Source organism: Pseudoxanthomonas sp. LjRoot127, from assembly GCF_964253495.1.
Taxonomy (GTDB): Bacteria; Pseudomonadota; Gammaproteobacteria; order Xanthomonadales; family Xanthomonadaceae; genus Pseudoxanthomonas_A.
On record NZ_CAXUQR020000001.1, the window covers coordinates 1,602,806 to 1,627,126 of the forward strand.

Consider the following 24,321-nt stretch of genomic DNA (forward strand, 5'->3'; position numbering starts at 1 on the left):
GGGCAACGCGGGCAGGTGTGTCGCGGTTGACAGCAGATGTGTCTGCCGGCCGCGCTCGAAACATCTGCTTACAAACAGGCCGTGGGCGGGGTTTGCCGGGCGTCGCGGCGGCGGGCGATAGTGGCTCCATGGAAGACGCCCTGCCCCGTGTGCTGTTGGTCGACGACGACGTGCGCTTGCGCGAGCTGCTGCAGCGCTACCTGCAATCGCAGGGCTTCGACGTGCGCGGCGCCGGCGACGGCGCGCAGATGCGGCAGGCGCTGGACCGCGGCCACTTCGACCTGATCGTGCTCGACCTGATGCTGCCCGGCGAGAACGGCCTGGAGCTGTGCCGCCGCCTGCGCGGCCAGGGCGACGCGACGCCGATCGTGATGCTGACGGCGAAGGGCGATGAGATCGATCGCATCGTCGGGCTCGAAATCGGCGCCGACGACTACGTGCCCAAGCCGGTGAACCCGCGCGAGTTGCTGGCGCGCATACGTTCGGTGCTGCGACGTACGCGTCCGGTGCCCGGTGCACCGCAGGCCGACGGCGGCGAGGTGGTGTTCGGGCCTTTCACGCTCGACCTGGGCCGGCGCGAACTCACCCGCGACGGTGTGCTGTTGCGCCTGACCAGCGGCGAGTTCGCGGTGTTGTCGGTGCTGCTTCGGCATCCGCGCCAGCCGCTCAGCCGCGACCGCCTGATGAGCCTGGCGCGCGGCCGCGAGCACGAGGCGTTCGAACGCAGCATGGACGTGACCATCGCGCGCCTGCGCCGCCTGCTGGAAGACGATCCGCGCCAGCCGCGCCTGATCCAGACGGTGTGGGGCGTGGGCTATGTGTTCGTGCCGCCGGAGGCCACGCCATGAGGTCGCCATTGCCCCGCAGTGTGTTCGGCCAACTGGCGCTGGTGATCACCCTGGTGCTGATCGGTGCGGGCGTGCTGGCGGTCCTGCTCGGCCGCGAGCTCGCCACGCGGCCTGCCGCCGACCAGTTGCTGCGCGCGATGCAGGGCTTCGCCGAGGTGGTCGAAGCACTCGACCAACACCAGCCGCATGCGCGCACGGTCGCGCAGCTGCGGGCGGCCGGGCTGGAGGTGCGCAGCACGCCGCCCGCCGATGCCCGGCCGCGCTTCGCCCCCTTGCTGCGCGAACTGCGCGAGCAGGCCGTCGGCACGCTGGGCGACGGTCGCGAACTGCGGATGGACGCCGGCCGCGGCTTGCGCGTCATCTGGCTGAAACCCGCCACGCGCGAACCGCTGTGGGTGTCGTTCGCGTACGACCGCCCCGGTACCGGCATGCGCCGCTTCTCGGTGCTGATGCTGGTGGGCTGCGTGGTGCTGGTCTGGCTGGCCGCGGCGTACTTCGCCCGTCGGCTCGTACAACCGCTACGCCAGCTCGCCGCGGCCGCGCCGGCCATCGTGCGGGGCGATGCACCGCCGCCGGTGCATGCACGAGGCCCGCGCGAGGTCGCGGACCTGGCGCAGGCGCTGGGTGACGCCAGCCGCGACGTGCGCGCGGCGGCGGAAGAGCGCGCACTGCTGCTGGCCGGCATCTCGCACGACCTGCGCACGCCGCTGACGCGCCTGCAGTTCGCCCTGGAGATGGTGCCGGACACCGATCCGGAACTGACCCGCAGCATGCATCGCGACATCGCCGAGATGGACGCCATCCTCGGCCAGTTCATCGCGTTCGCGCGCGATGGCCGCGACGAGGGCAGCGAGACCGTCGACCTCGCCGCGATCTGTCGGCATGCGGTTGCCGCGGCGTCGAAAGCATGGCGCGTCGACCTGCCCGAGCACGCCCTGCTGCCCGGCAAGCCGATGGCGCTGCTGCGCGCGGTCGAGAACCTGCTGGTCAACGCCGAGCGGCATGGCGCGTTGCCGTTGTCGCTGCAGCTGTGGGCAGAAGGACCGGCCTGGGTGGTCGAGGTGGCCGATGGCGGCCCCGGCCTCTCCGCCGAAGCGGCCGAGAGCGCGCGCCAGCCTTTCGTCCACGACCAGGCGGGCGGCGGCAGCGGCCTGGGCCTGCCGATCGTCGACCGCGTGGCGCGCCAGCACGGCGGCGAACTGCGCCTGCTGCCGAATACCCCCCACGGCCTGCGCGCCCAGCTGGTGCTGCGCGCGGGTTGAACCGGACGTCCCCACGAGGTGATGCGATGAAGACGCTGTTCCGTACCGGCCTGCTGGCCTGTGCCTTGTTCGCCGTGCTGCCGCTGGCCGCGCAGACCTTCCGTGAGCGCCTGCAGGAGATGCGCGATGCGTCGCGCCAGCCCGCAGCGCGTGTGCCGACGCTGCCGGCCGGCGCACGCGCCGTCCGCGATGTGTCCTACGGCAACGATCCGCGCCAACGCTACGACGTCTATCTTCCCGCGCAACCGCAACGCGCGCCGGTGATCCTGTTCGTCCACGGCGGCGGCTGGGCCAACGGCAACAAGGACAACCCGGGCGTGGTCGAGAACAAGGCGGCGTACTGGTTGCCGAAAGGCTATGTGCTGGTCTCGATCAACTACCGCATGCGACCGGACACCGCGCCGATCGACCAGGCCCGCGACGTCGCGCGCGCGCTGGCCGACGTGCAGAAGCGCGCGCCGTCATGGAACGCCGATCCGGCGAACGTGATGCTGATGGGCCACTCGGCCGGCGCGCACCTCGCCGCACTGGTGGGTGCGTCGTCCACGCTGTGGCGCGACGCGGGGGCCGCCCGTCCGCGCGGTGTGGTCTCGCTCGACAGCGGCGCGCTCGACGTGCCGCTGACGATGAAGAAGCCCCCACTGCCGCGCATCTATGATGCAGCGTTCGGCCGAAATCCGGCCGACTGGATCGCCGCCTCGCCTTACCACCAGCTCACGCGCGACGCGGTGCCGATGCTGTTCGTCTGCTCGTCGCGGCGGCAGGACGCATGCCCGCAGGGGCGCGCGATGGCGGAGAAGGGGAAGGCGCTGGGCGTGGCGATGGAGGTGCTGCCGGAGGATCTCTCGCATGGCGAGGTGAATCGACTGCTCGGCGCATCCTCCGATTACACCGAGGCGGTGGATGCGTTCGTGCGGGAGCAGTTGCAATAGTGCTGACCGACGTTTCCCTCGCCCCGTGAAACGGGGAGAGGGTGCCGCAGGCGGGTGAGGGGCGAACGGAGCCGCAATCCGATAGCTCTCCAGATCATTCCGCGTTCGATCAACAGCGCCTGCTACTTGGCGGAAGCATCTGCGCCAACAGCGCCCCTCATTCGCCCTCCGGGCACCTTCTCCCCGCACACGCGGGGAGAAGGGGGTGAGCAATGCGTCAGCGAATGATCCGCACGGCAGCCAACGCCTCCTGCAACCGCGCACGCGCGTTCGCTTCGTCGAAGGGTGGCGTCGCCGGCGGGTCGTAGACCTCCGGACGCGTGCCGGCGATCAGCAGGTCGATGGCGAGGCAACGCCCGTTGCGTACCGAGCGGTAGGCGTCCACCGACTGATAGTGGCTCATCGCAGCGTCGCTGGCACGGAAGTGACGGAATGCCTGGCCGTCGATGCGTACCTCATCGGGCGGTTCGGTGGTCGCGCCTTCCGGCGGGTCCAGGCAGGTGACGAGGGCGTGGCTGTCGGTGCTGGTGCCGATGCGCAATTCGGCGGCGGTGATCTTGTCCGATCCGTCCAGCACCAGCGCGACCAGCGGTTCGCCGCGCACGTCGGGGGCGGCGAAGGTCTTCCAGTCGCCGTTGGACAGATAGTCGCGGGTGAATTCGCGGCGCAGCGCGAAGCCTGGCGTGGGCGCAAGCGCGATGCCGATGTCGTCGTCGGAGAACTGGAACTGTGGCGCTTCGCGTCCGATCACGGGCGGTGCCGGATCGGCGATCTCGGCCGCAGTTTGTGTCGCCGCCTCGACCTCTTCCTGCTGCGGCGCGCGGTCGCAGCCGACGAGGAGCGTGGCGGCGATGGCAGCAAACAAGGGAATGCGGACGATGGGTTTCATGGCGCTCTCCTGCGCAAGCGGTGCGCCGAGTCTGGCAAGCCGTGCGTGAAGCCGGCGCCTGCGATTCAGCCGACCAGCAATGGCAAGGCCTGCGCTGCGGTCGCCCGCCAGACGAGGTCCACCTCCTTGGACAGCGCCGTCGGTTCCGGATTGATCTCCACCACGGTCGCGCCGTGGCGTCGCGCCAGTGCGGGCAGGCCGGCCGCGGGATACACCAGGCCCGACGTCCCTATCACCAGCATCAACGTGCAACGCTCGGCGGCGTCCACCGCAGATGCCCACGCGTCGTCCGGCAAGGCTTCGCCGAACCACACCACGCCCGGACGAATGCGGTCGCCGCACGCCGTGCAGCGCATCGGCTCGACCCGCTGCATGCCGTCCACGTAGTCGTCGAGCATCGTGTGCGCGTGGCCGCAGGCGAAGCAGCGCAAGGCGAACAGGCTGCCGTGCACGTGCGCCTCGACGGCACTGCCGGCGCGCTCGTGCAGGTCATCGACGTTCTGGGTGACCAGCGACAGCGGCATGCGCTGCGCCAGCGCCGCGAGGGCGCGGTGGCCGGCATTCGGCTGCGCATCGCGCACCGCCTGCATGCGCCAGCGGTACCAGCCCCAGACCAGTGCGGGGTCCTCGCGCCAGGCCTCGGCCGTCGCCAGCCGCATCGGGTCGAAGCGCGACCACAGGCTGTCGTGCGTGCCGCGGAAGGTGGGGATGCCGCTCTCGGCCGACATGCCCGCGCCGGTCAGCACGCAGAGCCGGCCACCCACGTTGATCGTCCTCTGCAGCGTGGAGGCGATCGCGGTCGGCACGGCGTCCATGGCTCAGGCCTTGTGCGGCGTGGCCAGGTATTCGGCGCTCTGCATCTCGATCAGGCGCGAGGCGGTGCGCTCGAACGCGCCCTGCAGGCGGGTGCCGGAGTACAACGCCGTGGGCGCTTCCGCGGCGGTGCAGACCAGGTTGACGTGGCGGTCGTACAGCTCGTCGATCAGGTTCACGAAGCGGCGCGCGGCATCCTCGTTCAGCGCATCGAAGCGCGGGATGCCGCCCAGCAGCACGGTGTTGAACTCGTGCGAGACCTCGATGTAGTCGGTCGTGCCGCGCGGACCCTCGCACAGCGAGGCGAAATCGAACCACGCGATGCTCTTGCCCTGGCCGCGCACCGGGATCTTGCGACTATCGATCTCGATGTTGCCGCCGTGCGCCGCCTCGCCGCCGCTGAGTTCGCGCCAGCGCATCGCCAGCCAGTCGTCGGCGGTGGCATCCAGCGGCGTGCGGTAGACCGGTGACCGCGTCAGCGCGCGCAGGCGGTAGTCCTCCTGCCCGTCGGAGCGCAGCACCACGCAGTGCTGTTGCAGCAGCTCGATGGCCGGCAGGAAGCCCGCGCGCTGCAGGCCGTCCTTGTAAAGATTCTGCGGCGCGGTATTGGAGGTCGTCACCAGCGTGATGCCCTCGGCGAACATGCGCTCCAGCAGCCGCGCCAGCAGCATCGCATCGCCGATGTCGGTGACGAAGAACTCGTCCAGCACCAGTACGCGCAGCTTGCCGCGCACCTCGCGCACGATCTTCGCCAACGGGTCGCTTTCGCCGGCATGCAGGCGCAGTCGCTCGTGCACGCCGCGCATGAAGCGGTGGAAGTGCGTGCGGTACTTGCCGCCACCCTCGCCGTGCGCCTTGTTCTGCGAGACCGAATACGTCGGCAGCGGCAGGCTGTCGTAGAACAGGTCGACCAGGAAGGTCTTGCCGCGGCCCACTTCGCCCCAGTAGTACAGGCCCTTCACCGGCTCCGGCGCCTTGCCGAACAATCGACCGAACAGGCCGGGCGCGCCGTCGTCGGCGAGCAGCGCGGTGTGGATGCGGTCCAGCTCGGCCAGCGCAGGATGCTGCGCGGGGTCGTCCTGCCACTGGCCCTGCGCCGCGCCGCGCGCATACACCTGCGACGGCGCCGCGGCCATGTTTCCGGCGTTGTCCGTCGTCACGCCGGCACGTAGCCTTTCATCGCGTGCTTGATGGCACCGCGCAGGTCCATCAGCTTGCGGTGGAAGAAGTGGCTGGTTTCCGGCATGCGGATCAGCTCAGGTGGCTGCTTCAGGGTATCGATCCAGTCGTAGACCGCCTGCGGCTCGACGATCTCGTCCTCTTCGCCCTGGATCACCAACCACGGACAGGTCGGCGGCACGATCGCATCGAAATCCCACCGGCCGGCGGGCGGCGCGATCAAGACCAGTGCGTCCGGCTGCAGCGCGTCCGTCGCGCGCAGCGACACGTACGCGCCGAAGCTGAAACCGGCCAGCCACAACTGCGTGCCCGGCCGCTGTTCGCGCACCCAGTCCACCACCGCGCGCAGGTCGTCCCTTTCACCGTCGCCATGGTCGAAGAATCCGGCCGAAGCGCCGGTGCCGCGGAAATTGAAGCGCACCGACACCGCGCCGAGTTCGCGCAGGCTGCGCGCGGCCATCACCACCACCTTGTTGTGCATGGTGCCGCCCTCCGTGGGCAGCGGGTGGCAGACCACGGCAGTGATGGGCGCAACGGGCTCGCCCTCCTCGGGCCAGTCGACATGGGCTTCCAGCGGCCCTTCAGGGCCTTCCAGGGTGATCGCGCCGGAGGTGGTGGGGAATGCGGGGTTGGTCATGCCGCCATGATAAGCCTTGCATGTGCAAGGGGATGTCGCTTCTCCGCGGTCGGTCATTCCGGCGTGAACCGCCGTCGGCGATCGGACACCGACGGAATGAGGGGGGATCGCGCGTGCTACCAAGGTCCCGCAGCGCCCCGCGCAGCGCTGTGCGATCCTGCCGTCCCCACGTCGCGCCCGCTGCACCATGGCATTCGATGCCTTCGCCCTGATCCTGGCCCTGCTCGCCCTCGGCACGGTGTTCGCGCACCTGCGCGTGTTCCCCGCGAATGCCGCCGACGTCCTCAACCGCGTGGTGCTGTACGTCTGCCTGCCCGCCGCCGTACTGATCTACGTACCGCGCCTTCAGGTCGATGTGTCCGTGCTTGGCGTGGTGGCCACGCCGTGGATCCTGACAATCGCCACCGTGGCGCTGGTGGCCCTGGCGACGCGCGCGTTCGGATTCCGCCGCGACGAGCACGCCGTGCTGCTGCTGTGCGTGGCGCTGTGCAACAGCAGCTTCATCGGCTACCCGATGGTGCGCGCATTGCTGGGCGAACACGCGCTGCCGTACGCGGTGGTGTACGACCAGTTCGGCACCTTCGTGCTGCTCTCCACCTTCGGGCTGTACGTGCTGGCGCGTTACGGCGGCGACGCGCCGCCTACCCCGCGCGAGATCGGGCTGCGCATCGTGAAGTTCCCTCCGGTCTGGGCGCTGCTGGTCGCCCTGACGCTGATGCCGGCGCAGCCGCCGGCGTGGATCGGCTCGGCACTGCAGAAACTGGCCGACGCCATGCTGCCGCTGGTGATGCTGGCGGTAGGCCTGACCCTGCAGCTGAAACTGCCGCGCGACGAATTGAAGCCGCTCGCCGTCGGCCTGCTGTTGCGCCTGCTCGTCATGCCGGCGCTGGCGGTGCCGCTGTCGCTGGCCTTCGGCATGCGCGGCGAGATGCTGCAGGCGAACGTGCTGGAGTCCGCCATGCCGACCATGATCACCGCCGCCGCGCTCGCCATCTCACATCAACTCGCGCCGCGACTGGCGGCGGCGCTGGTCGGCTACGGCATCCTGCTGTCGCTGGTGACGCTGCCGATGTGGGCGTGGGTGGTGGGGAAGCTGGTGGCGTAACCGCGCGGTTGGCGCATCGCGAAGCTTCTCGCGAAGGTGCCGGCTCGTTTCCGACAGGAGTGGGCAATGCGCAAGGCAGGCAAGAGGGGTGCGTGGCTGGTGGCGACCGCGTCGTTGTTCGCGCTGGGTTCGGTGAATGCGCAGCAGCAATCCCCGCCGGCAACGCCCGTGCAGCTCACGACCGATGCCCCGCCGCTGGCGGCGGTCAACCAGGCCTGGCACGACGCTTGGCGCGCGAATTTGGAGGCCCATCTGCGGACGGTGGCTGCGCGCGGCACGCCGCGTGACCTGCTGGTCGCAGGCTGGCTGTGGCCTGCGGAAGCCGATGTCGCGCCTCGAAGCGCAGGCATCGTTCGCGAGGCCGCAGGCACGCGCGTGGATCCAGGCGGCCTACACCGCTACCCGCGGTGACGACCCGCTGGTGGACTGGACCCTGCTGCATGCCTGCGCGGTGACGGGCGCCACCTGCGATCGCGACCGCCTGCTGCAGCGCCTGATGGCAGGCGATCCGGGCAACACCGACCTCCTGCTGATGGCGTACCAGGATGCCGTGGTGCGCAAGGACAGCGTGGCGGCAGACCCTTACTGGCGGATGGCCGCAGAGGGAACGCACCACCGCTCCCGGATCAACGACCTCGGTGTGCTGATGCTGTCGGCACTGCGCGAGGCGCCCGCACCTCCGCTGGAGCCGGCCCTGGCCACCGCGATGGGCGACGACTTCGGCCTGGGGCGCGCGGCCACACCACAGGACCTGGCCGGCATCATGGTGATGTCGCTCAATACAGCTTTCGCGATGCCGGCGCTCTATCCGATCACCCAGCGCTGCCGGGCGGAGGTCGGGCGACTGCCGGCCGATGCGCTGTCCGCGTGCAAGCGCATCTACACACTGCTCGCCGCCGACGAAGTGACACTGCTGGGTCCGAGCATCGCACTCCCGCGCCTGGTCGAGTGGGCCGGGACGGATGAGGAGCGCCGCGCCGCACAGGAACGCCTGCGGCGCTTCGCCTGGGTCGTCGACAATGTGCTGCGCCAATACCAGCGACCCGCGACCGAGCGGCGCACGCGCGTGGACTATCTGGATCGTGTCTTCCGCGAGGGTGAGCTCGCCGCGATGCGCGACCAGTTGCAGTTCAACGGCATCGCCACGGAACCACCCGCCGGTTGGCTGCCGGACAACCCGGAATGGCGCGCGTTGCTGTCAGGTCCTTCGCCCGCCGCTCGCTGATCCACCTTCGCACCGCGTTGACCACGGCGGTGGAAGCATCGGGACAGGAGGTCTCGCCATGTTCGATGGATGGGAAGCCCAGGCGCCGGTGATCGCGCGCATCGCCTTCGCGATGCTGCTGGGAGGCGTCGTCGGTCTGGAACGCGAAATGAAGGACCGGCCAGCCGGTTTCCGCACGCATACGCTGGTTGCGGGCGCCGCCGCCATGCTGACCGGCATGGGCGACATGATGCTGGCGCAGGCGCATCACGACCACGACGGCCGCGTGCAGATCGACCCGTTCCGCCTGGTGGAAGCGGTGATCGCCGGTGTCGCCTTCATCGGTGCCGGCACGATGATCGCCCACCGCGGACGCGTGGTCGCCGGCATCACCACCGCCGCCTCGCTGCTGATGGTGGCGGTGATCGGCGTAGCGGTGGGCTTCGGCCATGGCTGGCTCGCCCTGATGGCTGCGCTGCTGACGCTGGCCGTGCTTTCCGTATTGGCGTGGATGGAGCGCCGCGTGTCGCGAGGCTCGTCGAACGACGACGCTCCGCGCTGATCGACGCTGCGGCTGTTGCTCGACCGTCACCGAGACTCATGCGCCTCGCTACATCCTGCGCCTTGACGGGCGCTGGGCGGAAAGTGAACATCTGCCATCACACCCTTGATGGGGTATAGCAAGCGCTGGGCGGCATGAGCGAGTTCGCAGCTTTGATGATGGAGAAGCTAGAGAATCAACTAGCCCAGGTGATTCTTTACCTTGGCGCAATAGACTCTCTTGCCGAGGCATACCGAGACAACGCGCGGCTTCAGCAGGACGAATTCTTGTTTGGGACCGTATACAACAGCCTTTGGGACGCTCTCGTGGTTCGCATTGGAACGATATGGGACGATTCGAGCGGGGTGGCATCGTTGCCAAAGCTTGCAAAGCAATTGAGTCGACTAAGTCATGCTGAGGCAAAATCTGTCGCTAAAGAGATCAGGGCGGCTCCTTCGGCCGAGTGGATTCGGCTGAAGGAGTGGCGTCATGCAATTGTTGCCCATGCCAGGTTTCCATTGGACCTCGCTAGCTTCGATTCCAGTTTCGGAACTAATGTCGAGGATGCGCGCACGGAAGCGGTGAGAATTGAGCACATGCTCGCCAAGGCAAACAAATGCATTGGTCGCACACAAGTGTTCTATGGTGTTCTTAAAGATGACGCTATTACGAATGCTAGAAGCTCATTAGCCGGGTGGCAGTGGGATGCCGCTTAGCAATTCATTCAAGCCGATGCCGCTTTGCGGTGTGGCCTAGTTCGGGCGCTTGAATTCATGCCAAGACAATCGCGATTTGCCAAAGACGGCTTGCACTTCTTTGTGATCAATGCCGTGCATCGCAAAGGCGATGATCAGCATCCGCTTAGTTCGTTTTCACGCGTAAGTTGTTGGATAAATTCTCGCCTTCATGAGGGCACGCTGGCGCTTGCCAAGTTCTACATCAAGGCAGAAGGTTGGTCGGTACGGTCCGTGGATTCGCACACATGGATCAATGGCCTAGAGCACGTGCCTCGTGGAACTGTTCGCTACTACCGGGAGGCACTCCAGGGTGGCGCATCATTGGTGTTTTGTCAGTTCCTTGTGGACGAGGCCTAACATTTCGCTCAAGCCGAATCCGGTTCGCCGGTCGGCTTGATCAGCGTCAAACGCGAAACACTTAGCGCGCAATTTCAACAGACCACAAAAACCAACAAGGGGGAGATCAAACATGTTCGGCAAACTGATGACGGGTGTCGCGCTGGTGTGCGCGTCGCAACTCTGTAGCGCCCAGGAGACGGCGCCGGCCCCCGAGCCGCAAAGCCAGCAGGGAGGCATCTGTCTTTTTACCGCGACGCCACCGGCTGAGTTGTCATACGTCACGGTAAGGAAGCTGAAGTACGGGAAGGGCAGCTACGGAAGCGTCAACGACATCCTTCCCATGGTCATCGCCGATGCCAGGGCGGCGGGTGCCGATGCGGTGATCCACTACAACGGCTCGCAGCGCTTCGGCTTCTGGCCCTGGCGGTTCGTCAGGCCCGTCGTGACCGGCACCGCCATCAAGTGGGAACCCGCGCGCGACATCGACTGCGCCGCTTCCGGCGGCCACTACAGCACGGGCACGCTGGCGGAAGCTCCGCCGCCGCACGGCGGCAAGTGAGCGGATCAGGCGCCGGAAGTACCGCCGCTTAGTACGTCCTTTGACGTGCGGCGCCCACATCTGGGTGCCGCACGAGGACTCAGCAAAGTCGTTGACTCAGTCGTGGCGCAACGCCGCGATAGGATCGAGCTGCGCGGCCTGGCGCGCGGGATAAACGCCGAAGCCCAGGCCGACCACCGCGCAGAAGCCGGCGGACAACAGGATCGGCAGCGGCGCCCATGCGACCTGCCAGCCCGCGAACGTGGCGATCAGGTAGGCCAGCACACCACCGAACACCAGGCCCAGCAGCGCGCCCGCGATGCAGATGACCGTGGCCTCACGCAGGAACTGTGCGATCACATCGCGACGGCGTGCACCGAGTGCTCGCAGCAGGCCGATCTCGCGGCGCCGCTCAAGCACGTTCGCCAGCATGATGTTCATGATGCCGATGCCGCCCACCAGCAGGCTGACGCCCGCGATCGCGCCCATCACCACCTGGAAGATGCGCTGCGTCTGCTGGTGCTGCTGGAACAGCTGCTGCGGCACGATCAACTGGTAGTCCGCCATGCCCGCATGGCGCTGGTCGAGTACCGCCGACAGCACGCCGGCGCCGGCGGCCAGGCGCTGCGGATCGTCCAGCCGCAGCAGGAAGCGGTCCACTTCATCCTCCTGCGGCTGGAAGCGGAAACGTGCCCGCACGCTCGCCAGTGGCGCATAGATGCGGTTGCTCTCCGAGCCCAGCTGCACGCCTTCGAAATCGTCCTGGCCCAGGTCGCGGTCGGCGAGCACGCCGATCACCTCCAGCCAGACGTGGTTGACCTTGATCAGGCCCCCGACCGCATCGCCCTTCGGGAACAGGTCGGCGGCCGCCTGGTGGCCGAGCACCGCCACCGCCGCCAGCGCGGCTTCGTCATCGGCATCGAAGGCGCGGCCCTGGGCGATCTTCAGCGACGACAGGTCGAACCAGTTCGCGCTCACGCCGCTGGCCTGCGCATCGCTGCGTCCCGTGTCGCTGAAGACCGTGTGCGTGCGCACCTGCTTTTCGGCGGCATGGCGCTCCGCACCGGGCACCACGCTCAGTGCGGCCTCGGCATCGGCGACGGTCAACCCCAGGCTGCGTTCGCGGGTTTCCTTAAGCGTGTCCTCGTCCTGTGCCTTGGCTTCGGCGATCAGGTTGTGCAGGCCCAGGCCTTCGACCAATCGCAAGGCCTCGCGCCGACTGCCTTCGCCGACCGCCTGCATGGCAACGATCGCACCCACACCGAAGATCATGCCCAGCAGCGTCAGCAGCGTGCGCAGGCGGCGACGCCACAGCTCCTCCACCGCTTCGCGCCAGACGGTGGGCAGGCGGTTGAACAGGCCGGTCATGCGCTCTTTCCTTCCGCGTCGTCAGCGGCGGCGTCATCGCCGTCGGCGTCCGTCGCGTCCTTGTCTTTGTCCTTGCCATCGCCGGGTGCGGACACGTCGACCTGCGACAGGCGCACCTGGTCACCGGCCTTCAGGCCCGACAGGACCTGCGATCGGGCCGTGCCGCGCACGCCAAGCTTCACTTCACGCGCCACGTAGTCGTTGCCCTGTTTGACCTGCACCCAGTGGCGGTCGTCGCGCTGTTCGATGGCCACGTTCGGCACCGCGATCGCGTCCTTGGCGTCGAGCAGCACGACCGAGGCGGCGAAGCGCTGGCCCGGGATCAGCCGGTAACGTTCGATGGCGTCGGCGGGGATGGGCGCGCGCATCGACAGGAACTTCACCGGGCTCTCGCGGTTGCGAACCTTCGCTGCGCTCGCCACCCACGAAAGCTTGCTGTCTATGCGCTGGTCGGGACGGCCGAGCGGGTGCAGCACCACCGCGTCACCCGCCTGCACGCCCTGCGCTTCGATCTGCGGCAGGTCGATTTCCACCTCCATCGACGAGGTGTCCGGCAGGCTGCCGAACTCGAAGCCTGCGCGCAGGTTGGCGCCCACCATCGGCTTGTCGCCCGACCAGTTGGCGGCCAGCAGCAACACGCCATCGTTCGGCGCCCGCAGCTCCAGCGCCTGCAAGTCGTCGCGGCGCGTCTTGGCGTTCATGTCGAAGGTGGCGCGCTGCGCATCCAGCACCGCGAGCTCGGCGCCACCGCGCACGTCGGACTGGTCGCGCTGCCATTGCAGCGTGCCCTGCCGTACCTGCAGGTACTCCTTGTCCTCGATCGCATCCAGCACCTGGTTGCGGGCGACCGTGCTGAGGTCGGCATCGGCATAGCGCTGCGCGATCCCCAGCTGCACCGCCACCAGCGACAGGTCGACTTCCACGCGCCCTTGTGCCGAATCCAGCCCGCTCTCCTTCGCCGCGCGCGCCAGCGCATTGCGCTGCAGGTCGATCATCGCCTGCGCCAGTTGCTGTTCGCCTTCGGGCGACACGAAGCGCGCCAGCACGTCGCCCTTCTTCACCAGGCTGCCCTCCGGCACCATCCACACCACCTGCCGCTGCGCCCAGTTCTTGCCGGGAACGTTCAAGGGTGTCGGCTTGGATGAACGCAGTTCGCCTTCGCCGCGGACGTGCAGGGTCACCGGACCTTTCGCGACGGTCTCGGTGGCGATCGGCATGTCGTCGCTGCCGCAGGCCGAGAGCAGGGTGACGATGGCCAGCAGCGTCGCACGCTGCATCCCGCGGCTCATTTCCCACCTCCGGCGATGTCGGGCACGGTCAGCTCCACGCGCACCGCCTGGCCGGGGCGCAATTTCGCCTTGGTGTCGTCGAGCCGGATCTCCAGGTCGAGCACGGGTACCGGCTGCACCTGCGACTTGCTGCGGACGGCGCGGCCGATACCCGCTACCTTGCCGTGGTAGGCGCTGCCGCCACCGCCTTCCACCACGATGCGCGCGCGCACGCCGACCTTGACCCGCTGCAGGTCGCGCTCGGGCAGCTGGGCCCGCACCGCGAGCGTGGCGGGGTCGGGGATCTCGGCCACGGTCTGGCCACGCCATACCTGCGAACCCACGTCGAACTTCTCGCCGTTCCAGTTGCTCTTGTGCATGATCACGCCGTCGCGCGGGGCGGGCAGCGTCAGCGCGCCGATGGAAGTCTGCAGGCGCGTCACGTCGGCTTGCGCCTGCTGCAGTTCCGAGGTCACCAGGCGCAGTTCCTGTCGCCGCTGTTCGGTGGCCGCGCGCTCGGCCTGCTGTGCCAGCACGGCCAGGCGTTCGGTGCGGCGGCGGTCCTCGACCAACTTGTCGTATTCCAGTGCGGCGATCAGCTCGCGTGGCTGCAACGTCTTGCGCGCGGCCTTGTCGCGTTCGGCCTCGGCCTGCGCCGTCAGCAGATGCTGGCTGCGTTCGCGCTCGGCCACGTCCAGCGTCAGGTTCTCCAGCTCGCGCTTCTTTTCCTGCAGAAGGCTCTGCTTCTCGCTGAGCTGGCGCACCAGTTCGTTGGTGTCGAAAGCGACCACGATGTCGCCTTTCTTCACCGTGCTGCCATCGGGGGCCAGCTGGGTCAGGTTAAACTGCCACAGGCGATCCACGGCCGGTGGCACCAGTTGCACGCTGCGCTGCGCATAGACCTCGCCGTCGACACGCAGGGAGGCGGCGTGCACAACGGGGGCGCCGGCCAGCAGGGCAAGGGCAAGGACGGAAACACGGAGTGTCATGGCGCCTTCCCCTTGGTCGCCGGCGCTGCGGCCGGCTTCGCGATCACACGCACGCTCATGCCCGGCATCAGCGACAGCGTGTGTGCGTCCAGCGTGATGTCGATGGTGAAGTAGCGGCCCTCGCCCCATTCCGGGCGCCGGTCGGGCGCGCCGGAGATGAAAGCGATGCGGCCGGCGACCTTGCGCCCGGGCATGGCATCGAACGCCAGCTCCACCGGCTGGTCGACCGCCAGCCCGCGGCGATCGGGTTCCAGCGCCCACGCGCGCACGTTCATGCGGCCGCTTCTGACCACTTCGCCGGCCTTGCTGCCGGGCATGGTCGACGAGCCTTCATCGATTCGTCCGCCGATCCAGTTGTTGTTGAACCCGTGCACCACGACGCCGTCGCGGTCGGCGACGACTTCCGAGGTGCGCACCAGTGCGGCGTGGTAGTCGCGCTGCAGCACCAGCTTCTCGATTTGCAGGCGCCCGTCCTGGATGCGCCGCTGCACGGCGGTGTTGGCGGCCTCCAGGTCCTTTCGCTTCAGTGCGACTTCGCGGGTGGTGCGGTCCAGTTCGCCCTGATGGCGGTCGTAGTCCAGGCCGGAGATCAGGTCGGGCGGAATAGTGGCGTCGAGTTTCGCGCTGGCCAGTTCGGCCTCGGCCTCCACCAGCGCCATCTCGGCCTGCACGGCCTTGACCTGCAGCTCGGCAACATCCTTGGCGTCCTTGGCGCGGCCTTGCTCGATCTGCGCTTCCAGATCGGGAATGCGGCTGGCGGACTGTCCCGGGTCGATGCGCAGCACAACGTCGCCCTTCTTGACCCGTTCGCCTTCCGGCACGTAGTAGCGGATCACCACCGGCGCGCTGTTGGACTGCGGGGTGAGAATCTGCTGCGCGTCGATGGCGCGCACTTCGCCGGTCAGCACGACCGCCTGCGCGGGTGCGGCCGCGGCGAGGACCATGGCGGTCAGCCACGTCTTACTGGAGCGCATCGGATTCCACCTTGCCATCGCGCAGCTTCACCTGGCGCGGTGCGCGCCCGGCGATGTCGTTGTCATGCGTCACCAGCACCACGGTCTGGCCGCCGGCATGCACCTCGTCGATCAGCGCCAGCACATCGGCGGCGCTCTTCGAATCCAGGTTGCCGGTGGGTTCGTCGGCCAGCAACAGGGCCGGCTGCAGCAGCAGCGCGCGCGCGATGGCGGCGCGCTGCATCTGTCCGCCGGACAGTTCACTGGGCCGATGGTCCCTTCGCTCGGCCAGACCGACGCGGTCCAGCAGCGACAGGGCGCGCTCCTGCGTGCCGGGCGGCGGCTGCCGGTGGAAACGCAGCGGCAGCATGACGTTCTCCAGCACGGTCAGGCGCGGCAGCAGGTGGAAGCTCTGGAACACGAAACCGATGCGCCGGTTGCGCAGGTCGCTGCTGGCCTCGTCGTCGAAGGTGGCCACGTCGCGGCCTTCGAACAGGTAGGTGCCGGTGCTGGGCCGGTCCAGGCAGCCGAGGATGTTGAGCAGGCTGGACTTGCCGGACCCCGACGCACCGGTGATGGCGACGAACTCTCCCTGCCCGATGCGCAGGTCCACGCCGGCCAAGGCCCGGACCGTCTGCCCGCTCATGGCGTAATGGCGCTGCACGCCCTGCAACTCGATCATCGTGTCCCCTCGTTCCTTCGTCTCTGTCGACCGTTCCTTGCCTCCAAGGTTCCCGGTCCGGGAGTCGGGACGCGGGCGGCGGTCGAGTGTCCTGCCGGTGGAAGGGCGAGCATCCCAGATGCGTGCGCGGGGGTGCAAGCGCACGATTGCGTGGTCCCGGTTGGCAGCGTGTGTCTGGTATCGAAACAGGCGCGAGGCCACCGGTAGGATGGACGAGACTTGCGCGGCCCTGCGCGCCTCGCCATGCTCATGCTGAAGAACCCCGTCATGGACGCCGAGGAACCGATGCAAAAACGATGCGCTGTCCTTCCGCTGATGCTCCTCGTGTCTGCCTGCTCGAGCCTCTCCGTGCCCACGACGGGCACCTACACCGAGCCGGGAAGCGGCGGGTCCACTGCGTCCGTGCTGGTGAAGGAGCACTGCCTGGGAGAGGGCGTGGGCGTGGTACATTTCCAGCAACTCGATACCATCACTTTCCCGGCATTCCAGATCGCCAAGGTCGTGCTCGCTCCGGGTCGCAGGACGGTGTCGGTGAGCTACTTCACGACGGACAGGGTGATGTCGCACCGTGTCGGCGGCGCTTCGCTCACGCACGATTTCCAGCCAGGCAAGGCGTATATCGTCCGGTACCGCAGGACGGACGCCGCCCATTTCAGGGCATGGATCGAGGACATCGATCCGCAAGGCACCGTGTCGGTCAACACGAACTGCATGCAGCCGATTCCATGGCGGAAAGAAATGCAGGGCTGACCCCCGTATGCGGGGTGAGCTCCCTGTCCCGGCCGCACGTTCCCTTCCGCCGTCCTACCCGATACCCCAAGGAGATCCACATGCGATTGAATGCACTGACGGCAATCGTCTCACTGATGGCCCTCGTTCCCTTGGCCCACGCCGAGACGCCGCCCGACCCGATGTTCGGCGACGACCCGCACGCCAAGGCGGTGCTTGATTGCCATGCCGACTACGCACGCCGCTTCGCCAGGGCACTGACGCCCGTGAAGGGCACGCCGACGGAAGTGGCAACCGCAGCCTACGCCGCGTGCATCGGGCCGTTCATGGCGTTCGAGAAGGCCACTGCCGTCGTATCCGAAACCAGTACGAACGCGGGCATCTTCCTCGATCCCGCGCGGTATCGGCAGGAACAGCGCGCGAAGATGCGCGATTATGCGTTCGCCTACACGATGGACGTGTACCTGAGGCAGACCACCACGTTCTGACGACCGCGTCGACGTGGCGTGCGAAACCGTGGTCAACACAAACAATCAATCCCGGGAGGATGGAACGATGGCGAAAGTGACGGGCATAGGCGGCGTGTTCTTCAAGAGTCGCCACGACAGCAAGGCGCTGGCGGCGTGGTACCACACGCATCTGGGGCTGCCGCTGGAGACGTGGGGCGGCGCCGTGCTGCGCTGGCCGGACGACAAGGCCGAGGATCAGGGGCTGACCGTGTGGACCGTCGCGGACAAGGACAGCCAGTGGTTCAGCCCGAGCGACAGTGCCTTCATGATCAACTACCGCGTCGATGACCTCGATGCGCTGCTTGCACAGCTGCGCGCCGCCGACGTGCCGGTCGTCAAAGGCCCCGAGTCGCACGAGAACGGCAAGTTCGCGTGGATCATGGATCCGGAAGGCAACAAGGTGGAGCTGTGGCAGCCGATGGCGTGGGATGAGAAGAACACGCGGGGATGAGCGGCGGATGCGCGAATCGTGTGAGACAGGTTCGAGGGGGACATCATGAGGCGCATGTCGCGATGGCGATACCTGGTACTGCCAGCGGCCTGCGTGGCGGGCAACGCACTCGCCTGCCTGTGTTCTCCGGAGGACCTGGAAGGCTCGCCGCTGGAGAAGGCGACGCTGGTGTTCGTCGGCAGTCCGGTGAAGATCGAAGAGGTACGTCCGTTGCCGCCGGCGCGGAATGCGTGGGGACAGGTCCGCGCGACGCTGCCTGCGCTGTTCGGCGCACCGTCGGAAGAAGAGATCCCTGCCTACGGAAGGTTCCTGGACAACGTGCGCGTTACTTTCGAGGTGTCCGAGTATGTGAAGGGCAAAGGCCCCCAGCGTATTCAGGTCATGACGGGGTACGGCGATTCCGATTGCGGACTGCGCGTGAGCGTGGCCGAGCGGGACACCATCTATGCGCATCACATGAAAGGTGCGTTGAGGACGTCCTACTGCTTCGGCAGCGAGGCGTAAGTGCCGCCGCGGCGCCGGCAGATGTGCGACGGTGGTGCGAGATGAGTCGTACAGTGTCGCTCCACGGACACGAGATTCCCGGCGGGCGCGTCCCGGCATGAAGCTGATCGAATACGCCCTGTTCGCCGTAGTGCTGAGTGCCTTCGCCAACAACTACGTCTGGATCCGCCGGCTGAAGGCGGCCATTGCCGAGGTGCATCCGCATCACCCCGAGATCGATCAGTTCCGTTCGTTCGGGACGCCACTGTACTTGGTGACGAACCTGATGAAGTTCCGCATGTCGAGGGCGTTGTTCGAACTGCCCGGCGAAGAGCGGAGGGTGCTGTACCTGCTTTACCGCTTCCAGCTCTTCATCCTGCTGTCGTTCCCGATCCTGGTGATCTACGTTGTCGGCTGCCTGCTGGCATGACGTTGGACAGACTGCTGTCGGCCATTCGTGACTGGCGTCGCTACCGCCACCGGAGCCAAGGTCAGTCCGCGGGAACCGTACGCTCCCGCGCCCACTCCCGCAGCGCCTGCACCTGTTCGGCCATCAGCACGGATAGCGGGCGGGTGCTGCGGATCTCGTGCATCACCAGGTCGGTGTCGAGCGGCTTCTGTTCGGCATGCGCGGCGTACAGCGCCGAGACGATGGCCTGTTCCAGTTCGGCGCCTGAAAAGCCGTTCGCCGCGGCGGCGAGCGCGGGCAGGTTGAAGCCTTCCGGGTCCAGCGCGCGGCGGGTGAGATGCACGCGCAATACCTCGACGCGCGCATCGGGCGAGGGCAGGTCGACGAAGAAGATCTCGTCGAAGCGGCCCTTGCGCAGCAGTTCCGGTGGCAGGTCCTGCACCTGGTTCGCCGTCGCGACGAGGAACACCTGTCCACTCCCGGCGCCAGCCTTGCGTTCGGCCATCCACGTCAGCAGGTAACCGAGTACGCGGCGCGAGACGCCGCCGTCCTCGTCGCCGCCGCTGGCCAGGCCTTTCTCGATCTCGTCGATCCAGAGCACGCACGGCGCCAGCTGTTCGGCCGAGGCCAGCGCGGCCCGCAGGTTCTTTTCGGTCTCGCCGTGGTACTTGTCGTACAGCGTGCCGAAGTCGAGCCGCAGCAGCGGCACGCCGAAACCGGCAGCCGTGGCCTTGGCCAGCATCGACTTGCCGCAGCCCTGAACGCCGAGCAGCAGCACGCCCTTCGGCAGGTCCAGGCCCGGCGGTGGATTGCCGGACACGAACACCGCGCGGCGTTGCTCGATCCAGCGCTTGAGCCGCGATGCGCCGGCGACATCGGCGAACTTCGCCGTGTCGTATTCGTAGTGGAGGTGGCCGCTGCGGTTGAGCAGTTCGAACTTCAGCTTGTTCAGCGCGGGCAGGTCGCTGGCGGTCAGGGCGCCGTCGGCGAAGATCAGCTGGCGGGCGATCCGTCGCGCGTCGACCAGGCTCAGGCCCTGCAGGTTGCGCACGATCTGCTTGACCGCCTCGCCATCGGCCTCGACGCGGCGGCCGCCATGTTCGCGGGCGTAATGCTCGGCTTCCTCGCGGACCATCTTCAGCAGGGCGTGGCCGTCGGGCAGGCGCGGGTTGAAGCGCACCGCCAGCGCGTCCAGTTCGGAAGGCAGTTCGATCTTGGCACCCACCAGCACCACCACGTGCGGCAGGCTGTGGCGGCGCTGCACGATGTCGCGGAGCTGGCGCTGGCTGCTGGCGTAGCCGAGGTAGGGGTGGAAATCCAGCAGCAGGTAGATGCCGCGCTGCTCGGCCTGCTTGATGGCCTGCAGGGCGGCGCTGGCGTCGGGCGGGCCGACGGCGTCGTCCTCGCGGTCCATGTCCAGCCGGCGCAGGCCCTCGGTGATGCTCCAGCGGAACAGCGCCCGCCACACCTGCCCCAAGGCCTGCCGGAAAAGCTCGACCACGCGGCCTTCGTCCTGGGTCTCGATGACGATCAGCGGGGTGTTGGCGCGGATCAGCGCAGTCAGGTCCTGCAGCTCGTTCATGGCGCATCCGGTCCGTGGGGACGGAACGATAACAGCAAGGCATGAGGGGCGAGGAGTGAGGAGTGAGGGGAAGCCGGGTCTTGCCTTCGCTCGCTCCTCTCCCCTCACGCCTGCCTCCCCGCCTTTCTGCTTCACCGCCCCCGGTGTACCCTCCGGGTTCTCCAGCAACGAGGTGCGCGCATGAAGACGATTCTGGTCGCCAGCTCCAAGGGCGGCGCGGGCAAGACCACCCTGGCGACCAATCTGGCGGCGTACTTCGCACTGGATGGCAAACGTACCGTGCTGGTGGACGTGGATCCGCAGCATTCCTCCACCCGCTGGGCCGAGCGCCGGGCTGAACTGGAAACGGCGGTGCTGCCGATCGACGCGAGCGGCAAGCGTGCCTGGAAGGCGTGGCTGCCGGAGGACGCCGAGCGCGTGGTGATCGATGCGCCGGCCGGCGCGATGGCCGACGATCTCGAAAGCTTTCTCGAGCAGGCCGACGCCGTCGTCGTGCCGGTGCTGCCGTCGGCGCTGGACATCGAGGCCACCGTCGGCTTCCTGAACACCATGGCCAAGGTGCCACGCGTGCACAAGCGCAAACTGCCGGTCGGCCTGGTGGTCAACCGAAGCAAGCCGTGGACGAACGCATCGCAGCAGGCGGTGGAGATGCTGAAGACCTGGCCCTACCCGGTCATCACCCAGCTGCGCGACACCCAGGCCTACGTGGTGATGGCGGGCCTGGGCCGCAGCCTGTTCGACTACCGCTCGGCCCAAGTGCGCGAGCACCAGGCCGACTGGGAACCGTTGTTGAAGTGGATCAAGAAAGCCTAAGGAGCAAGCGTCCCATGCGTGAACTCATCCTGTTGCGCCATGCCCATGCCGAACCGGCGACCCCCGGGCAGTCCGACCTGGACCGTCCCCTGTCGCCGCAGGGCCTGGCCGAGGCCGAGGCCGTCGCACGCTGGTTGAAGGAGCAGGGCCTGGTGCCTGATCGCGTGCTGTGTTCCCCCGCGCGCCGGGCCCGGGAGACGCTGGAAGCGGTGCTGGATGCGATCGGCTACGTGGAGCAGCGGCTGGAGGAGCGCATCTATGAAGCCACTCCCGGCACGCTGGCCGACCTGGCCGACCAGCACCGCGAGGCCGAACGCCTGCTGATGGTGGGGCACAACCCCGGCTTCGAGCAGCTGGCGGCGCTGATGTATTCCGGCGTGACCAGCGAGTACCGCGGCATGCCGCCGGCGGGCGTCGTGGTGCTGACCCTGCCGGTGGACGCCGCCATCGAGCCGGGAGTGGCACAGCTCTCCGCGTTCTGGTGGCCATGAAGCCGGAACTGCCACTGGCCGCCTGGCTGGTCGTGCTGTGCCTGGCCCTGCTGTGCGCAGCACCCGCCTGGGCGCAGGGCAGGAACGATTTCGACCCCGGGCACACGCGCCTGGGGTTCGAACTGCGCACGCGCTGGGGCCAGGTGCTGGACGGCGTGTTCCCCCGCTACGAGGGATCGGTCGAGCACCTGCCCGACGGGCGCCAGCAGGTGCGCCTGCGGATGTACACGCGCGAGGTCGAGATCGTCGACCACGCCCGCTATGCCGAATGGGCACGCAGCGAGAAGTTCTTCGACGCCGACCGCTACCCGGTGGTCACGTTCACCTCCAAGCCCTACGACCCCATGCTGCTCTACGACGGCGGCACGCTGGAAGGCGACCTGAGCATCAAGGGCATCAGCCGGCCCCGCAGCCTGACGGTGGCCCCCGGCACCTGCGCCCGCCCCGCCGTGGACTGCGACGTCGTCGCCACCGGTGCGGTGCGCCGCAGCGACTACGACATGGACGACTGGATGCTGGCGGTCAGCGACCGCGTGGTATTCGTGCTGCGTGCCCGCATCCGGGGCGGAAAGACGCAGTGACCTCCCGTTTCTCCACGCTCGCCGTGCGCTGCGCGGTGCTCAGCCTTGCGCTGCTGGGCACGGCCTGCGCCAGCCTGTCCGACCGCCAGCGCGACCGCGCGGCCGGCATCGCCGCCGCCGCCCGGTCCCCGGTCGTCGAGTGCGCACAGGCCGACGCCTGTGCGTTGCCGTCGCCGCTGTACGACCTGGCCGGCCAGGCATCGGCTGCGTCCACGCCGGCCGCGCCCCGGCATTACGCGGTGATCCTGGACAAAGGTTCGGATGCGCTGCTGGCGCGCCTGAACCTGATCCGCAGCGCGCGCGCGCGCATCGACCTGCAGACCTACATCTTCGACAAGGACGACAGCGCGCGGCTGGTGCTGGACGAGCTGCTCGCGGCGGCGCGCCGTGGCGTGAAGGTGCGCGTGCTGATCGACCAGCTGTCGGCCATCGCCGACCTGGAGATCCTGGCGGCGCTGTCCGGCGCGCACCAGAATTTTTCCATCCGCATCTACAACCCCAGCTTCGGCAAGGCCAAGCTGAACTATCTGGATTATGCCGGCAGCGTGCTGTGCTGTTTCCGCCGCTTCAACCAGCGCATGCACACCAAGCTGCTGCTGGTGGACGACCGCATCGGCATCAGCGGTGGACGCAACTACCAGGACGACTATTTCGACTGGGATGCGGAGTACAACTTCCGCGACCGCGACGTGCTGGTCGCCGGACCTGAGGCCTCGGCCATGGCGGCGAACTTCCAGGCCTTCTGGGACGCGCGGCGGAGCGTGCCGGCCGAGCGGCTCAACGACGTGGGGCGCAGGCTGCTGCGCGATGGCGTGCCGGCCATGCCGGTGCCGCGCTACCTGCGGCCGGCGCGCGTGCAGGAAGCGGTCGAGCAGGCGAGCGACCCGGCGGTGGTGCAGGCGCGCTTCGTCGACCCTGCGTTCGCCGTCGGCGCAGTGCGCTACATCGCCGACCTGCCGCAGAAGCACCGTCGCGAGCGACGCGACGACGACGCGCCCGCCGCGCCGGAACTCGAAGCGCTGATCCGAGGCGCGAAGTCGGAAGTGCTGCTGCAGACGCCTTACCTGGTCATGTCGAAGCAGGCACAGGTGATGTTCCGCGACATGCGCCAGCGCGAACCGCCGCCGCAGGTGACCGTGTCGACCAACAGCCTGGCCGCGACCGACAACCCGATCGTCTATTCGATGTCGTTCAAGTACAAGCGCCGCTACCTGCGCGAGTTCGGGTTCCGCATCCACGAATACAAGCCGTTCCCCGAGGACGCGCCGGTGGACTATGCGGCCTTGATGCCGGAAGGCCCGCCCGTCGCCTCGCCCGATGCGCAAGGCGGCGGCAGCGGCAGCGGCACGGGTCGCCTGCGCGGACCGTCGGGTTCCCTCGGTCCTTCGGGTGGGTCCTCGTCGAACGCGGCGTCCGGTGAGACCACGCGCCGCCTCCAGCGCACCGAATCGCGTCCGTCGTTCCTGAGCAGCGGCGCCGGATCTGAGCCGCTGCCGCTGAAGCGCGCCGGCGTGCGCATGGGACTGCATGCGAAGTCGATGGTGATCGACGGCGAAACGGCGGTGATCGGCACGCACAACTTCGACCCGCGGTCGGAGAACTACAACACCGAGGCGGCGGTGGTGATCGACGATCCCGCGTTCGCACGCGCGCTGGCCGACAGCATCCGCCGCGACATGTCGCCGGAGAACGCCTGGACGATCGCGCCGCGCGCCAAGCCGCCGGTGTTCTCCGGGCTGGATTACAGCCTGGGCAAGGTGTCCGAAGCCCTGCCGATCTTCGATCTCTGGCCATGGCGCTACGCCACCAGCTACGAATTCCAGCCCGGTCCCGACTGCCCGCTGCCGGTCAGCCCGAAAGACCCCGCTTTCCATCGCTGCTACGTGGCGGTCGGCGACTTCCCCGAGGTCAACGTCGGGCCGAAATGGCTGTACACCCGCGTGCTCACCGCATTCGGCGCTGGGCTGGTACCTATTCTGTAAGGGCGGA

General features: G+C 68.0%; 28 protein-coding genes. 18 read left to right on the top strand and 10 right to left on the bottom strand.

Going from position 1 to position 24,321, the window contains the following annotated elements; all coding sequences use genetic code 11:
• The first annotated feature begins 128 nt into the window (after positions 1–128).
• From ompR to ACSQ19_RS07530, 3 genes are read left to right on the top strand one after another with little or no spacing between them, the layout of a single operon-like run.
• On the top strand, positions 129–848 hold the full coding sequence (gene ompR / locus ACSQ19_RS07520; RefSeq protein ID WP_435995899.1) for an osmolarity response regulator transcription factor OmpR: 720 nt from the start codon (positions 129–131) through the stop codon (positions 846–848).
• Positions 845–2,110, top strand: a complete 1,266-nt coding sequence (locus ACSQ19_RS07525) for an ATP-binding protein (protein ID WP_435995901.1) — start codon at positions 845–847, stop codon at positions 2,108–2,110. Before ompR ends, ACSQ19_RS07525 begins: the two co-directional genes overlap by 4 nt.
• Before the next feature lie 26 nt (positions 2,111–2,136).
• On the top strand, positions 2,137–3,042 hold the full coding sequence (locus ACSQ19_RS07530; protein ID WP_435995903.1) for an alpha/beta hydrolase: 906 nt from the start codon (positions 2,137–2,139) through the stop codon (positions 3,040–3,042).
• A 217-nt stretch (positions 3,043–3,259) separates the two neighbouring features.
• On the opposite strand, the gene ACSQ19_RS07535 is transcribed toward ACSQ19_RS07530, so the two are convergent.
• The 4 genes from ACSQ19_RS07535 to ACSQ19_RS07550 all read right to left on the bottom strand — a co-directional run bounded on the left by ACSQ19_RS07535 (position 3,260) and on the right by ACSQ19_RS07550 (position 6,560).
• Positions 3,260–3,931 carry a hypothetical protein gene (locus ACSQ19_RS07535; RefSeq protein WP_435995905.1) on the bottom strand — a complete coding sequence of 224 codons (672 nt, stop codon included), beginning with the start codon at positions 3,929–3,931 and terminating at the stop codon, positions 3,260–3,262.
• 65 nt (positions 3,932–3,996) lie between these two features.
• Positions 3,997–4,746 carry an SIR2 family NAD-dependent protein deacylase gene (locus tag ACSQ19_RS07540; RefSeq protein WP_435995907.1) on the bottom strand — a complete coding sequence of 250 codons (750 nt, stop codon included), beginning with the start codon at positions 4,744–4,746 and terminating at the stop codon, positions 3,997–3,999.
• A 3-nt stretch (positions 4,747–4,749) separates the two neighbouring features.
• A complete protein-coding gene (gene zapE, locus ACSQ19_RS07545; protein WP_435995909.1) occupies positions 4,750–5,880 on the bottom strand; it encodes a cell division protein ZapE in 1,131 nt (376 codons plus the stop codon).
• Between the two features lie 20 nt (positions 5,881–5,900).
• Positions 5,901–6,560, bottom strand: coding sequence for an alpha/beta hydrolase (locus tag ACSQ19_RS07550; RefSeq protein WP_435995911.1), 660 nt, complete (start codon positions 6,558–6,560; stop codon positions 5,901–5,903).
• Positions 6,561–6,747: 187 nt separating this feature from the next.
• Here ACSQ19_RS07550 and ACSQ19_RS07555 point away from each other — a divergent pair, with 187 nt between their 5' ends.
• The 6 genes from ACSQ19_RS07555 to ACSQ19_RS07580 all read left to right on the top strand — a co-directional run bounded on the left by ACSQ19_RS07555 (position 6,748) and on the right by ACSQ19_RS07580 (position 11,045).
• On the top strand, positions 6,748–7,665 hold the full coding sequence (locus ACSQ19_RS07555; RefSeq protein WP_435995913.1) for an AEC family transporter: 918 nt from the start codon (positions 6,748–6,750) through the stop codon (positions 7,663–7,665).
• Between the two features lie 66 nt (positions 7,666–7,731).
• Positions 7,732–8,076 carry a hypothetical protein gene (locus ACSQ19_RS07560; protein ID WP_435995915.1) on the top strand — a complete coding sequence of 115 codons (345 nt, stop codon included), beginning with the start codon at positions 7,732–7,734 and terminating at the stop codon, positions 8,074–8,076.
• Positions 7,991–8,890: a hypothetical protein gene (locus ACSQ19_RS07565; protein ID WP_435995917.1), complete on the top strand. Its 900-nt coding sequence runs from the start codon at positions 7,991–7,993 to the stop codon at positions 8,888–8,890. The genes ACSQ19_RS07560 and ACSQ19_RS07565 overlap by 86 nt, the downstream gene beginning before the upstream one ends.
• A 58-nt stretch (positions 8,891–8,948) precedes the next feature.
• Positions 8,949–9,431 (top strand): MgtC/SapB family protein, encoded by a 483-nt coding sequence (locus ACSQ19_RS07570; protein WP_435995919.1) that lies wholly within the window; start codon positions 8,949–8,951, stop codon positions 9,429–9,431.
• A 134-nt stretch (positions 9,432–9,565) separates the two neighbouring features.
• Positions 9,566–10,126, top strand: coding sequence for a hypothetical protein (locus ACSQ19_RS07575; RefSeq protein WP_435995921.1), 561 nt, complete (start codon positions 9,566–9,568; stop codon positions 10,124–10,126).
• Between the two features lie 490 nt (positions 10,127–10,616).
• On the top strand, positions 10,617–11,045 hold the full coding sequence (locus ACSQ19_RS07580; protein ID WP_435995923.1) for a hypothetical protein: 429 nt from the start codon (positions 10,617–10,619) through the stop codon (positions 11,043–11,045).
• Between the two features lie 96 nt (positions 11,046–11,141).
• Here the strand turns inward: ACSQ19_RS07580 and ACSQ19_RS07585 are convergent, their stop codons facing one another.
• Genes ACSQ19_RS07585 through ACSQ19_RS07605 form a run of 5 tightly spaced genes read right to left on the bottom strand, consistent with a single transcriptional unit; the run spans position 11,142 to position 16,284 of the window.
• On the bottom strand, positions 11,142–12,392 hold the full coding sequence (locus tag ACSQ19_RS07585; RefSeq protein ID WP_435995925.1) for an ABC transporter permease: 1,251 nt from the start codon (positions 12,390–12,392) through the stop codon (positions 11,142–11,144).
• A complete protein-coding gene (locus ACSQ19_RS07590) occupies positions 12,389–13,681 on the bottom strand; it encodes an efflux RND transporter periplasmic adaptor subunit (protein ID WP_435995927.1) in 1,293 nt (430 codons plus the stop codon). Before ACSQ19_RS07590 ends, ACSQ19_RS07585 begins: the two co-directional genes overlap by 4 nt.
• Positions 13,678–14,649, bottom strand: a complete 972-nt coding sequence (locus ACSQ19_RS07595; protein WP_435995929.1) for an HlyD family secretion protein — start codon at positions 14,647–14,649, stop codon at positions 13,678–13,680. Before ACSQ19_RS07595 ends, ACSQ19_RS07590 begins: the two co-directional genes overlap by 4 nt.
• Entirely contained in the window at positions 14,646–15,623 is a 978-nt protein-coding gene (locus ACSQ19_RS07600) for an HlyD family secretion protein (protein WP_435995931.1), read from the bottom strand. Before ACSQ19_RS07600 ends, ACSQ19_RS07595 begins: the two co-directional genes overlap by 4 nt.
• Entirely contained in the window at positions 15,610–16,284 is a 675-nt protein-coding gene (locus ACSQ19_RS07605) for an ABC transporter ATP-binding protein (protein ID WP_435995933.1), read from the bottom strand. Before ACSQ19_RS07605 ends, ACSQ19_RS07600 begins: the two co-directional genes overlap by 14 nt.
• Positions 16,285–16,527: 243 nt before the next feature.
• Between ACSQ19_RS07605 and ACSQ19_RS07610 the strand changes: the two genes are divergently transcribed.
• The 5 genes from ACSQ19_RS07610 (at position 16,528) to ACSQ19_RS07630 (ending at position 18,886) form a co-directional block, all read left to right on the top strand.
• A complete protein-coding gene (locus ACSQ19_RS07610) occupies positions 16,528–17,034 on the top strand; it encodes a hypothetical protein (protein WP_435995935.1) in 507 nt (168 codons plus the stop codon).
• Positions 17,035–17,114: 80 nt separating this feature from the next.
• Entirely contained in the window at positions 17,115–17,501 is a 387-nt protein-coding gene (locus ACSQ19_RS07615; RefSeq protein WP_435995937.1) for a hypothetical protein, read from the top strand.
• 67 nt (positions 17,502–17,568) lie between these two features.
• The gene (locus tag ACSQ19_RS07620; protein WP_435995939.1) at positions 17,569–17,973 is read left to right on the top strand and encodes a VOC family protein; all 405 of its coding nucleotides are present in this window, start codon (positions 17,569–17,571) and stop codon (positions 17,971–17,973) included.
• A 54-nt stretch (positions 17,974–18,027) separates the two neighbouring features.
• Entirely contained in the window at positions 18,028–18,477 is a 450-nt protein-coding gene (locus ACSQ19_RS07625; RefSeq protein ID WP_435995941.1) for a hypothetical protein, read from the top strand.
• A gap of 97 nt (positions 18,478–18,574) precedes the next feature.
• Positions 18,575–18,886 (top strand): hypothetical protein, encoded by a 312-nt coding sequence (locus tag ACSQ19_RS07630; protein WP_435995943.1) that lies wholly within the window; start codon positions 18,575–18,577, stop codon positions 18,884–18,886.
• 61 nt (positions 18,887–18,947) lie between these two features.
• Here the strand turns inward: ACSQ19_RS07630 and ACSQ19_RS07635 are convergent, their stop codons facing one another.
• On the bottom strand, positions 18,948–20,447 hold the full coding sequence (locus ACSQ19_RS07635; protein WP_299344936.1) for an AAA family ATPase: 1,500 nt from the start codon (positions 20,445–20,447) through the stop codon (positions 18,948–18,950).
• Positions 20,448–20,627: 180 nt separating this feature from the next.
• On the opposite strand from ACSQ19_RS07635, the gene ACSQ19_RS07640 reads away from it, so the two are divergent.
• The 4 genes from ACSQ19_RS07640 to ACSQ19_RS07655 are packed head-to-tail and all read left to right on the top strand — an operon-like array spanning position 20,628 to position 24,314.
• The gene (locus tag ACSQ19_RS07640; RefSeq protein ID WP_192274192.1) at positions 20,628–21,260 is read left to right on the top strand and encodes a ParA family protein; all 633 of its coding nucleotides are present in this window, start codon (positions 20,628–20,630) and stop codon (positions 21,258–21,260) included.
• A gap of 14 nt (positions 21,261–21,274) precedes the next feature.
• Positions 21,275–21,751, top strand: a complete 477-nt coding sequence (locus ACSQ19_RS07645) for a SixA phosphatase family protein (protein WP_299344939.1) — start codon at positions 21,275–21,277, stop codon at positions 21,749–21,751.
• Entirely contained in the window at positions 21,748–22,332 is a 585-nt protein-coding gene (locus tag ACSQ19_RS07650) for a YceI family protein (RefSeq protein ID WP_296278610.1), read from the top strand. Before ACSQ19_RS07645 ends, ACSQ19_RS07650 begins: the two co-directional genes overlap by 4 nt.
• Positions 22,329–24,314, top strand: a complete 1,986-nt coding sequence (locus ACSQ19_RS07655) for a phospholipase D family protein (RefSeq protein ID WP_435995947.1) — start codon at positions 22,329–22,331, stop codon at positions 24,312–24,314. The genes ACSQ19_RS07650 and ACSQ19_RS07655 overlap by 4 nt, the downstream gene beginning before the upstream one ends.
• The last annotated feature ends 7 nt before the right edge of the window (positions 24,315–24,321 follow it).

Excerpts from the sequence above, each read along its gene's own strand:
- ompR (WP_435995899.1), top strand. The coding sequence starts at position 129 with ATGGAAGACGCCCTGCCCCGTGTGCTGTTGGTCGACGACGACGTGCGC.
- ACSQ19_RS07525 (WP_435995901.1), top strand. The coding sequence starts at position 845 with ATGAGGTCGCCATTGCCCCGCAGTGTGTTCGGCCAACTGGCGCTGGTG.
- ACSQ19_RS07530 (WP_435995903.1), top strand. The coding sequence starts at position 2,137 with ATGAAGACGCTGTTCCGTACCGGCCTGCTGGCCTGTGCCTTGTTCGCC.
- ACSQ19_RS07535 (WP_435995905.1), bottom strand. The coding sequence starts at position 3,931 with ATGAAACCCATCGTCCGCATTCCCTTGTTTGCTGCCATCGCCGCCACG.
- ACSQ19_RS07540 (WP_435995907.1), bottom strand. The coding sequence starts at position 4,746 with ATGGACGCCGTGCCGACCGCGATCGCCTCCACGCTGCAGAGGACGATC.
- zapE (WP_435995909.1), bottom strand. The coding sequence starts at position 5,880 with ATGGCCGCGGCGCCGTCGCAGGTGTATGCGCGCGGCGCGGCGCAGGGC.
- ACSQ19_RS07550 (WP_435995911.1), bottom strand. The coding sequence starts at position 6,560 with ATGACCAACCCCGCATTCCCCACCACCTCCGGCGCGATCACCCTGGAA.
- ACSQ19_RS07555 (WP_435995913.1), top strand. The coding sequence starts at position 6,748 with ATGGCATTCGATGCCTTCGCCCTGATCCTGGCCCTGCTCGCCCTCGGC.
- ACSQ19_RS07560 (WP_435995915.1), top strand. The coding sequence starts at position 7,732 with ATGCGCAAGGCAGGCAAGAGGGGTGCGTGGCTGGTGGCGACCGCGTCG.
- ACSQ19_RS07565 (WP_435995917.1), top strand. The coding sequence starts at position 7,991 with ATGTCGCGCCTCGAAGCGCAGGCATCGTTCGCGAGGCCGCAGGCACGC.
- ACSQ19_RS07570 (WP_435995919.1), top strand. The coding sequence starts at position 8,949 with ATGTTCGATGGATGGGAAGCCCAGGCGCCGGTGATCGCGCGCATCGCC.
- ACSQ19_RS07575 (WP_435995921.1), top strand. The coding sequence starts at position 9,566 with ATGAGCGAGTTCGCAGCTTTGATGATGGAGAAGCTAGAGAATCAACTA.
- ACSQ19_RS07580 (WP_435995923.1), top strand. The coding sequence starts at position 10,617 with ATGTTCGGCAAACTGATGACGGGTGTCGCGCTGGTGTGCGCGTCGCAA.
- ACSQ19_RS07585 (WP_435995925.1), bottom strand. The coding sequence starts at position 12,392 with ATGACCGGCCTGTTCAACCGCCTGCCCACCGTCTGGCGCGAAGCGGTG.
- ACSQ19_RS07590 (WP_435995927.1), bottom strand. The coding sequence starts at position 13,681 with ATGAGCCGCGGGATGCAGCGTGCGACGCTGCTGGCCATCGTCACCCTG.
- ACSQ19_RS07595 (WP_435995929.1), bottom strand. The coding sequence starts at position 14,649 with ATGACACTCCGTGTTTCCGTCCTTGCCCTTGCCCTGCTGGCCGGCGCC.
- ACSQ19_RS07600 (WP_435995931.1), bottom strand. The coding sequence starts at position 15,623 with ATGCGCTCCAGTAAGACGTGGCTGACCGCCATGGTCCTCGCCGCGGCC.
- ACSQ19_RS07605 (WP_435995933.1), bottom strand. The coding sequence starts at position 16,284 with ATGATCGAGTTGCAGGGCGTGCAGCGCCATTACGCCATGAGCGGGCAG.
- ACSQ19_RS07610 (WP_435995935.1), top strand. The coding sequence starts at position 16,528 with ATGCTCATGCTGAAGAACCCCGTCATGGACGCCGAGGAACCGATGCAA.
- ACSQ19_RS07615 (WP_435995937.1), top strand. The coding sequence starts at position 17,115 with ATGCGATTGAATGCACTGACGGCAATCGTCTCACTGATGGCCCTCGTT.
- ACSQ19_RS07620 (WP_435995939.1), top strand. The coding sequence starts at position 17,569 with ATGGCGAAAGTGACGGGCATAGGCGGCGTGTTCTTCAAGAGTCGCCAC.
- ACSQ19_RS07625 (WP_435995941.1), top strand. The coding sequence starts at position 18,028 with ATGTCGCGATGGCGATACCTGGTACTGCCAGCGGCCTGCGTGGCGGGC.
- ACSQ19_RS07630 (WP_435995943.1), top strand. The coding sequence starts at position 18,575 with ATGAAGCTGATCGAATACGCCCTGTTCGCCGTAGTGCTGAGTGCCTTC.
- ACSQ19_RS07635 (WP_299344936.1), bottom strand. The coding sequence starts at position 20,447 with ATGAACGAGCTGCAGGACCTGACTGCGCTGATCCGCGCCAACACCCCG.
- ACSQ19_RS07640 (WP_192274192.1), top strand. The coding sequence starts at position 20,628 with ATGAAGACGATTCTGGTCGCCAGCTCCAAGGGCGGCGCGGGCAAGACC.
- ACSQ19_RS07645 (WP_299344939.1), top strand. The coding sequence starts at position 21,275 with ATGCGTGAACTCATCCTGTTGCGCCATGCCCATGCCGAACCGGCGACC.
- ACSQ19_RS07650 (WP_296278610.1), top strand. The coding sequence starts at position 21,748 with ATGAAGCCGGAACTGCCACTGGCCGCCTGGCTGGTCGTGCTGTGCCTG.